Source organism: Amycolatopsis sp. NPDC058278 (assembly GCF_042881395.1).
GTDB lineage: Bacteria > Actinomycetota > Actinomycetes > Mycobacteriales > Pseudonocardiaceae > Amycolatopsis.
On sequence record NZ_JBHVXZ010000118.1, the window covers coordinates 23,732 to 31,311 of the forward strand.

Sequence of the window (7,580 nt, forward strand, 5' to 3'; positions counted from 1 at the left end):
CGGGCTGCTGTGGTGGTGTCATGCGGTCATGGACGCGGCGCGGCTGTCCGCGGCGAGCGCGATGAGTTCCTCGAAGCTCTCGCGAAGCGAGAGGACGAAGGCATCCGGATCGGTGAACGCGCCGGTGTCGAGAGTGATTCCGATATGACAACTGTCCGCGTAGGTGGTCAGCGCGATGCTCGTCGCGCCGCGCAGCAGCGGGGGGAACGGCGAGACCCGCAGGATCCGTGATCCCGCGAGGCAGAGCTCACCGGACGGTCCGGTGAAATGGGTGGCGATCAGGTCGTTGCCCCGGAACATCTGGGTGAAGACGAACCTCACCAGTGGTCCGGGCAGGGGTGCGATCGGCCGCGTGAGCAAATCCAGTGCCCGCAGCGTCGATCTGGTGCGGATGGCGGTGATCCGCCGGTTGGCCTCGGCGATCCGCTCGACGGCGCTCAGACCCGACACCGGCATGGCCAGCCGCGTGCTGGCCAACCGGTTACCCGCCGGCAGGTCGTCGCGCCGGCGCACACTGATCGGGATCAGGAACGGAACCGCGGGGAGGTCCACCCCGAAGCGGTGGTGGTAGCGCTCGAAGCCGCCCATCAGACCCGCCACGAAGGCGTCGTTCAGAGTGCCGCCACCCGCTTTGGCGGCTGCCCTCAGCGCTTGCCGGGGGAATTCGAGGGCGTCGAAGTGCACCGCGTGGCTGCGTGCACGCAGCAGCGGTGATGCGGGGACAGGGGGCAGCAGGGTGGTTCGGGCGAACGAGGCCACTCCGCCGGCGACCTGATCGACCGACGGCAGCGCGATTCCCCTCGAGCGGGTGGTCCACGCCACGCGAGCCCCCTTCGCGCCCCGGATCGCGGACCGGGGCAAGGTGAGCAGCTGCCGGGCGAGACGCCCGCCGAGCAACACGGTGGCGGGGACGGCTCGGCTGCTGTGGACCGGCGGTAGCGCGGGCTCGGCGGACGATGTCGCCGCCTCGTCCAGCAGCACGGTGGCCAGTTGTGCCGCACCCAACCCGTCGCTGAGGCTGTGGTGCAGCTTGAGCAGGTAGGCGGCCTTGCCGCCGTGACCGTCGTCGAGTCCTTCCACCAGCGTCGCCTCCCACAGCGGGCGGTCCGGCGCCAAGGGGGCCGACGCGACCGCTTGCGCCAGGTCGAACAGTTGGCGAGTCGTCCCGGGGGCGGGCAGCTTCACCCGGCGGACGTGGTTGCGCACGTCGAATGTCCGGTCCGCCACCCAGAACGGACGTCCCGAACGCAGCGGCGGCTCCAGGACCCGGTGCCGCAACCGGGGCACGATGCGGGTGCTCCATTCGTGCCTGGCCACCAGCCGCCGCCAGTCGGGGCACCGGTCGAGCACGAAGACACCGAGCATGTTCGATCGCATTCCCGGGTGATTTTCCGCGCGCCAGAACAATGTTTCCAGCGCGTTCATTTCACTCGGCGAGCGCCAGATGAGGTGCTTGGGCAGCTCGGTGCCGCGACTGGGCATGATTCCTCCCGCATTCGGGTGGGTTTATTCGGCCGATTCGATCAAGGGCCAAAGCGCAGGTAGGACAGGGTTTTCATCTCACCCACGTTTTTCGGCAATGGGTACCCCCATCAGCGTGATGAAAATATCGACCCATCGCCGGCCGCACTTTGGGCAGGTACTTTCGGACGAAGCCGCCGCGGTGACCGGTTTTCGGCCCGGCCCCCTGGATGGGCGACCGGCCGGATCCGACGCCCTCACGTTCCGTGAGAACGGCGAGACGGGGCCATCGTGCACCGGGCGCACGAGTGAAGGGAGCCGTGCCGCCCTGACATCTCGCATGCCTCTGCCGGGCTCTTCGCTGCGCATGGCACTAAAGTCCCGTATCCCCGGCCCACTGCCCATGCCAGGCTCGATCACACGGACCGCCTTTATTGGCGGCTGTGGCGAATCCCACTGGACCGAGCCGAGGGAGTGGCGAAGTGACGATCGACAGGACGACCAGGACGACCCGGCCGGCCAGGCGTATCGGGTTGACGAGATTCCTCGGCAACCTCATCGACGACACCAAGGACTTCGTCGACGACGTACTGGACCGCGGCGACGAGGTGGAGCACGACTTGCGCAACACCGCCCGGCGGACGCTCCGCGAGGACGACCGCGACGAGGATCCGCGCGAGGACCAGGAGGAGCTCGCGGCGCTGCGAGAGCAGCTCAACGAACTGGCCGAAAAGGTGTCGCTGTTGTCCGCGGCCGGAGGTCGCGCCGAGGCGGCACGGACCAGCTGACCGGGTGGCGCAGAACGGCGCGGCGGACGAAGCCGGATGAAAGCGGTGGCAAGACGCATGCTGATGCGCGAGCAGGACGGCGGTCTCACCGACGTGGCCGAGCAGCGACCGATTGCCGACACCGAGGTCCTGGACGACCTCCGCGCGGGTCGCCCGTTCCGGGCCCATCGCCGCGGCACGGGAGCCGACTGCACGATCGAAGTGCTCGCCCGGGTGATGGGCGCAGTTCCGGCCGGAGAAGGGCGCCGCGGAGGATGTGGTGGGCAGCCGGCCTTGGCGGACCTGGTGAGAGTTCTGTCGCCCTCGTGGCAAATCTGCTGTGACCGACCGTGAACGGGGCACGGGCGTCGCTCATCGCCGTGACGCTGTGCCGCCTGCTCATCCCCGACCACCACGCCGCAGACGGCGAGCGACATCCCGGCTCCCGGCGGCGCGCGGTGGCGGCGCGGCAGGCCATCGAAGGCCTCGGTCCGCTATACATCAAAGTCGGGCAAATCCTCTCCACCCGTCCGGATCTCGTCTCCGCGGCCACGACCGAGGAATTGGCGACCCTGCACGACCGGGTGCCCGTAGCGCCGTTCGAAGGATTCGAATGGGTACTGGAAAATGAACTGGGAACGGAATGGCGAGAACAATTCCGGCACTTCGACGCCGAGCGGCCCTTGGGCTCGGCATCGCTGGCCCAGGTCTACCGCGCGACCACGCGGGACGGCCGTCCGGTGGCGGTGAAGGTGCAGCGACCGGGGGTGCGGGCCGTCGTGGAGGCGGACATGGCGACACTGCGCCACGCGGCCCGGTGGTCGGCACGGCTGTGGCCCAAGTTCAACGCCGTCGTCGACCTCAGGGCCATGCTCGCCCTCGTCTTCGAGGCCATGCACGGAGAACTCGACTTCACCGTCGAGGCTCGGCACATGGAGAACGGCAGGAGGGCCGTCCAGGGCTTCGATCACTTGACCGTACCGGAGGTCGTCAAGGCGACACCGAGGGTGCTGGTTCAGGACCTGGCGCCGGGGCGATCGATCCGCGAGGTCGAGCGCGACGAGTTCTCCCGGCCCGAGCGCCTGGCCATCGCCCACGACCTGATGGCGTTCATGTACCGCGGCTACTTCGTCGACCGGACCTTCCACGCCGACCCGCACCCGGGAAACGTGTTCGTCGCGCCCGGCCACCCGGCCGCCTTGATCGACTGGGGGATGGTCGGCCGGCTGGACCGGCCGACCAGCCTCAGGCTCGCGCTGACGCTGATCAACATCGTGCAGAACGACGGTGACGGCGCGGCCAAGGCGTGGATCGAGATGGGCAAACCCACTTCGTGGGCCGACATAAGCGGGTTCACCAGCGACGTCGCGGCGCTCGTGCCCAGGGTGGCGACGGCGACCCTGGAGGAACTCGACTTCGGGCTCACCTTGACCACTGTGCTGCGCCATTCCACCTCGCGCGGCATCAAGACGAGCCCGGTCGTGCCACTCCTGGGCAAGTCGTTCGCCAACATGGAGGGCTCCATACGATGCCTGGCCCCAGAGCTGTCCGCCGCGGAGGTCTTCCGGGAGGAACTGGCCACCATCATGGTGGACCTGGCCTGCGAGGCGCTGTCCGAAACCCAGGTCGCACGCGTGGTCACGGAACTGCTGCTGACCGCCAACGGGAGCTACAACCAGGCTCGGGGGATCCTCCGCGACTTGGCGGACCGTGAGTTGTCACTGCCGCTGGAGTCGAAGGGCGCCCCGGTGACGACGTCACTCCTCACCAGGCTCGCATTGCTGGCGATCACGGTGTTCGGCATCGGCTACGTGCGCAGGGCTACTACTTCCCGGAACAATGGAGATTGACCCCGCGCCACCACGACATCGCGCCGGGCCTGTCCAGGGCCGCCGGATGATCGCCGACGCGCCACGGATGCCGGTGCCGTGGTGCGACGGGAGTCGGTAACCGCCTATCGGCGGCGGTTGCCGCGGGCGTCCGTATCGGTCAGGTGGGGCGATAGCGTCAGCCGCTTCAGGGCTTCTGCGACACTGCGATGAAGCGGCAGGGCCTGTTCCAGGCCGAGGGCGGTGACCGGCCGCAGCAGTGCTCGCCGTCGGCCGGCGACCGCGAAGGGCACCCCAGCCCTGGCAGCGTCAGCAACGGAGTCGATCAGCACCGTCAACACGCCGGCGGTGCAGAACTCAACCGCCGACGTATCGCAGACCAACGCCGGCGGATACAGGCGTACTTCGTACGCGAGCAGTGCGGCAAGAAGATCGGTGACCGTCAAGTCGAGCTCGCCTGACGCGGTGACCACGCTGGCAACGGCTGTCCGGGTCACCCCGAACGACGCTGCCGCCCGATGGCGCGGACCTCGCGACCGGGGAATGAACGTCGACGACACCAGCGTGACCTCCTCCAACCAACTCCGCGAACCCATTCCGCACGACGAAGCCAGCAGAAAAGGACAGCAGGCTCCTGCGGCGGCCTCAACACCTGCGACGTTCCGGCGTCACCCGCCAGTCTGCCGATTTCACCTCGATCTCCGCCGTAAAGATACCGGCACCGCCTTCCAAAGCCGTAATCCTCCGCACGGAACCAGCCAATCGGGTGGTTTCACAGAAGCGGCCCGAACGAAATTCGTCTGCCCAGGCGCCTGCCCTCCGGCCCCAGCGCCGATCGAACGACGCTCGGGCACGAGCCGATCACCGAGCGCATGCCGCGCGCATTGAAGGAACCGAAGCAGACGCATGGGAAATCGAGGACACGACCACGATCGCCGACCAGCACCCCGTTGCCGGGGTGCAGTCTTTGGGCGACTGCGTGTCGTTCCGTTCTGGCCGAAACACCGGAGACGATCGGGGCCGTGAGCACGTCGGCATGCAACGCACTCACGGGCCTGATCGCTGAAGCGAGCCACCGATCGCCGGCCCCCGAACGCTACGCAGTCAACGACGCCCTCGGGCCGCTTCCTCGTCCGGCGACTCGGTGATGCTGCACAGATAGGCGAAGCCGGCGTGCGCGGCGCGGCCTGCACGAGGGCGACGGCCGAGGCCGTCAGCAGCCCGCCGGCGGCGAACGCGGCGAGTCTGCGGCCAGTGTGGAGCATGGGTGGCTTCCTTTGGTGGACCGGTAACCGGTCTTCCGTGGCCGGATGAATCGTCGGTGTACAAGTCGCCGAATCGGTCGCGGAGCTGCGCCGGAAGCTGGTCGCGCTGCGGCCCGCCCGGCCGGCAGATGCGAGCGCGAAACGGGCTGCCACCGGCTGGGTCTTCGGCAGTTGACGGTCACGAAACCGCCGCCCGGCGGGCAGGCAGGCCGAAGGTGTCGAGGTGGGCCGGAATCTTGTGTCTCCACGTCCTGGAGAGACCTATCCGTTACTGTCTTATCGTCGTACGATAGCTGTGGTCTCACAAGCATTCGGGCGTCGAATCCTGGAGGTCCGATGGTCGCCGATCCCGTGGAGATCACGTTCGACTCCCATGGCACCGAATGCGTTGGGTCCCTTTATCTGCCGTCCACCACGACTCGAGGTGTGCCGTGTGTGGTCATGGGCAACGGGCTCGGCGCCACCCGGGATCTCATCCTGCCCGCGTACGCGACCCGGTTCGCTGCCGGTGGCTTCGCTGCTCTGACGTTCGACTATCGCCACTTCGGCGCCAGCGGTGGCACGCCACGGCAACTCCTGCACACTGCCCACCAGCAGGAGGACTTCCGCGCCGCGGTGCGTTTCGCCCGGACTCTGCCGGGAGTGGACCCTCAGCGCATCGCGCTCTGGGGGCTGTCGTTCGGCGGCCTGCACGTGATGACGATCGGCGCGACCGACCCGAGTATCGCCGCAGTAGTCGCTCTCACGCCCGGGTTGTTCGTCTCGCGTCCCGCTCTCTCGATGCTGGCGAAGCTGGTGACCACTGGTGTCGCCGACGCGATCCGTATGCTGCGTGGCCGCGAACCCCGCCGTCGCCCCATCATCGGTGATCGCGAGGAAGGCGCCCTCATGAGCAACGCTCAGACCGAACGGGCCATGCACTCGATGACCAAGGACGCTCCATTGTGGCGCAACGAAATCTCGTTCGCACGCGTATTCACTTTGCCGATGCCTCGAAATCCGGGCAGGCTCACCATGCCATTGTTGATGTGTCTGGCCGACGAGGACAGGGTCACCTCGCCGAGTGCAGGAAGGTGCGCGGCGCGAAAAGCCCCGCGCGGAGAAATCCGCCACTATCCCGCCGGCCACGTCGACATCCACGTCGACCCCGTCCGCGGCCAGGTCATCGCCGACCAGCTGAACTTTTTCCGGACCCACCTGCATCCGTAGGCCGAGCGCGTGGGCCGCTCGTCTCGCATCGCTGGCGGCATACTGATGGCACGTGTTCCGAGGGGACACGGTCACGCACGGAGTAGTGTCTGCGTCAACCGCTCATGGTGACAGAGAAGGTCGTCGGGATGCTCTCGAGCAGGTCGCTCACTGGACGGCGACGGTTGGGGTGCCCTCCGCACCGGGATCCATTTCCCCGTCCAGCTCCTCATTCGAACCCTGGTTGCCGCATTGGGTGGCCCACGCCGGGAACTACCGGAGCGTCTCGGCGCCGACCCGTAGCTGACCAGTGACCCGCGTTGGTTGACCACGATCAGCAGCGGACCTTGCTGGGTGAGCTTGCCGAACAGCGCCCGCAGCTTGGATTCGGTGTTGGGCACCCGCGTTACGACTGTGATGATCAAGGGGGTGCCGGCCCCGCGCCGTGGCCTGACCCGCGTTACGACTGACCGATGTGTCCTTGTCTTGATCTGTCGGTCTCGGTCCGGGGCCGGTGTGCCCGCGCGGGCTCGTCCTGTGGCTGCCCTCGGCCGCCGCGGCCTCCAGGTAGGCGACACCTTGACCGGGGAGGCGGGGCACGTGTTGACAGCTGAAGCTAACGCCACTAGCTTTCAGCTACAGACGTTAGCTTCCATGGAGGACATCGTGACCGAGTACCTGAACATCGCCGGCAACACCATTGCCTACGACGTGAGCGGTGAGGGCCTTCTCGTTGTTCTGGCGCACGGCATGGGTGACAGCAGGCACTCCTACCGGTTCGTCGTTCCGGCTCTGGTCGCGGCCGGGTACCGGGTCGCCAACGTCGACATCCGCGGTTGCGGTGAGTCCAGCCTCGGCTGGGACGGCTACAGCCGGACGGACATCGCCGGCGACCTGGTCGCGCTCGTACGCCACCTCGGCGGTCCGGCCGTGATCATGGGTCAGTCGATCAGCGGTGGCGCCGCGACCATCGCAGCCGCCACGGCGCCCGAGCTGATCACCGGCGTGGTCGAGCTGGCGCCGTTCACCCGCAAGCAGTCGGTCTCGCTGGGCGGGTTGCTGCGGGTGAA

At 67.8% G+C, this 7,580-nt stretch carries 6 protein-coding genes; 4 read left to right on the forward strand and 2 right to left on the reverse strand.

Going from position 1 to position 7,580, the window contains the following annotated elements:
• Positions 1-18: 18 nt before the first annotated feature.
• Positions 19-1,482, reverse strand: coding sequence for a wax ester/triacylglycerol synthase domain-containing protein (locus tag ACFVYA_RS39815; protein WP_387052450.1), 1,464 nt, complete (start codon positions 1,480-1,482; stop codon positions 19-21).
• 461 nt (positions 1,483-1,943) lie between these two features.
• Here ACFVYA_RS39815 and ACFVYA_RS39820 point away from each other — a divergent pair, with 461 nt between their 5' ends.
• Together ACFVYA_RS39820 and ACFVYA_RS39825 are read left to right on the forward strand one after the other, a co-directional pair.
• Positions 1,944-2,249 carry a hypothetical protein gene (locus ACFVYA_RS39820; protein ID WP_387052452.1) on the forward strand — a complete coding sequence of 102 codons (306 nt, stop codon included), beginning with the start codon at positions 1,944-1,946 and terminating at the stop codon, positions 2,247-2,249.
• Positions 2,250-2,578: 329 nt separating this feature from the next.
• Positions 2,579-4,078: an ABC1 kinase family protein gene (locus tag ACFVYA_RS39825; RefSeq protein ID WP_387052454.1), complete on the forward strand. Its 1,500-nt coding sequence runs from the start codon at positions 2,579-2,581 to the stop codon at positions 4,076-4,078.
• A gap of 104 nt (positions 4,079-4,182) precedes the next feature.
• Here the strand turns inward: ACFVYA_RS39825 and ACFVYA_RS39830 are convergent, their stop codons facing one another.
• Positions 4,183-4,635, reverse strand: a complete 453-nt coding sequence (locus ACFVYA_RS39830; RefSeq protein WP_387052456.1) for an STAS domain-containing protein — start codon at positions 4,633-4,635, stop codon at positions 4,183-4,185.
• A gap of 1,023 nt (positions 4,636-5,658) precedes the next feature.
• Here ACFVYA_RS39830 and ACFVYA_RS39835 point away from each other — a divergent pair.
• Together ACFVYA_RS39835 and ACFVYA_RS39840 are read left to right on the forward strand one after the other, a co-directional pair.
• Complete coding sequence (locus ACFVYA_RS39835) at positions 5,659-6,531, forward strand: alpha/beta hydrolase (RefSeq protein WP_387052458.1); 873 nt, start codon at positions 5,659-5,661, stop codon at positions 6,529-6,531.
• A gap of 633 nt (positions 6,532-7,164) precedes the next feature.
• On the forward strand, positions 7,165-7,580 hold a 416-nt coding region (locus ACFVYA_RS39840; RefSeq protein ID WP_387052460.1), incomplete at its 3' end, for an alpha/beta fold hydrolase.

Bases quoted from the DNA above. Each gene is read 5' to 3' on its own strand.
- ACFVYA_RS39815 (WP_387052450.1), bottom strand. From the start codon at position 1,482: ATGCCCAGTCGCGGCACCGAGCTGCCCAAGCACCTCATCTGGCGCTCG.
- ACFVYA_RS39835 (WP_387052458.1), top strand. From the start codon at position 5,659: ATGGTCGCCGATCCCGTGGAGATCACGTTCGACTCCCATGGCACCGAA.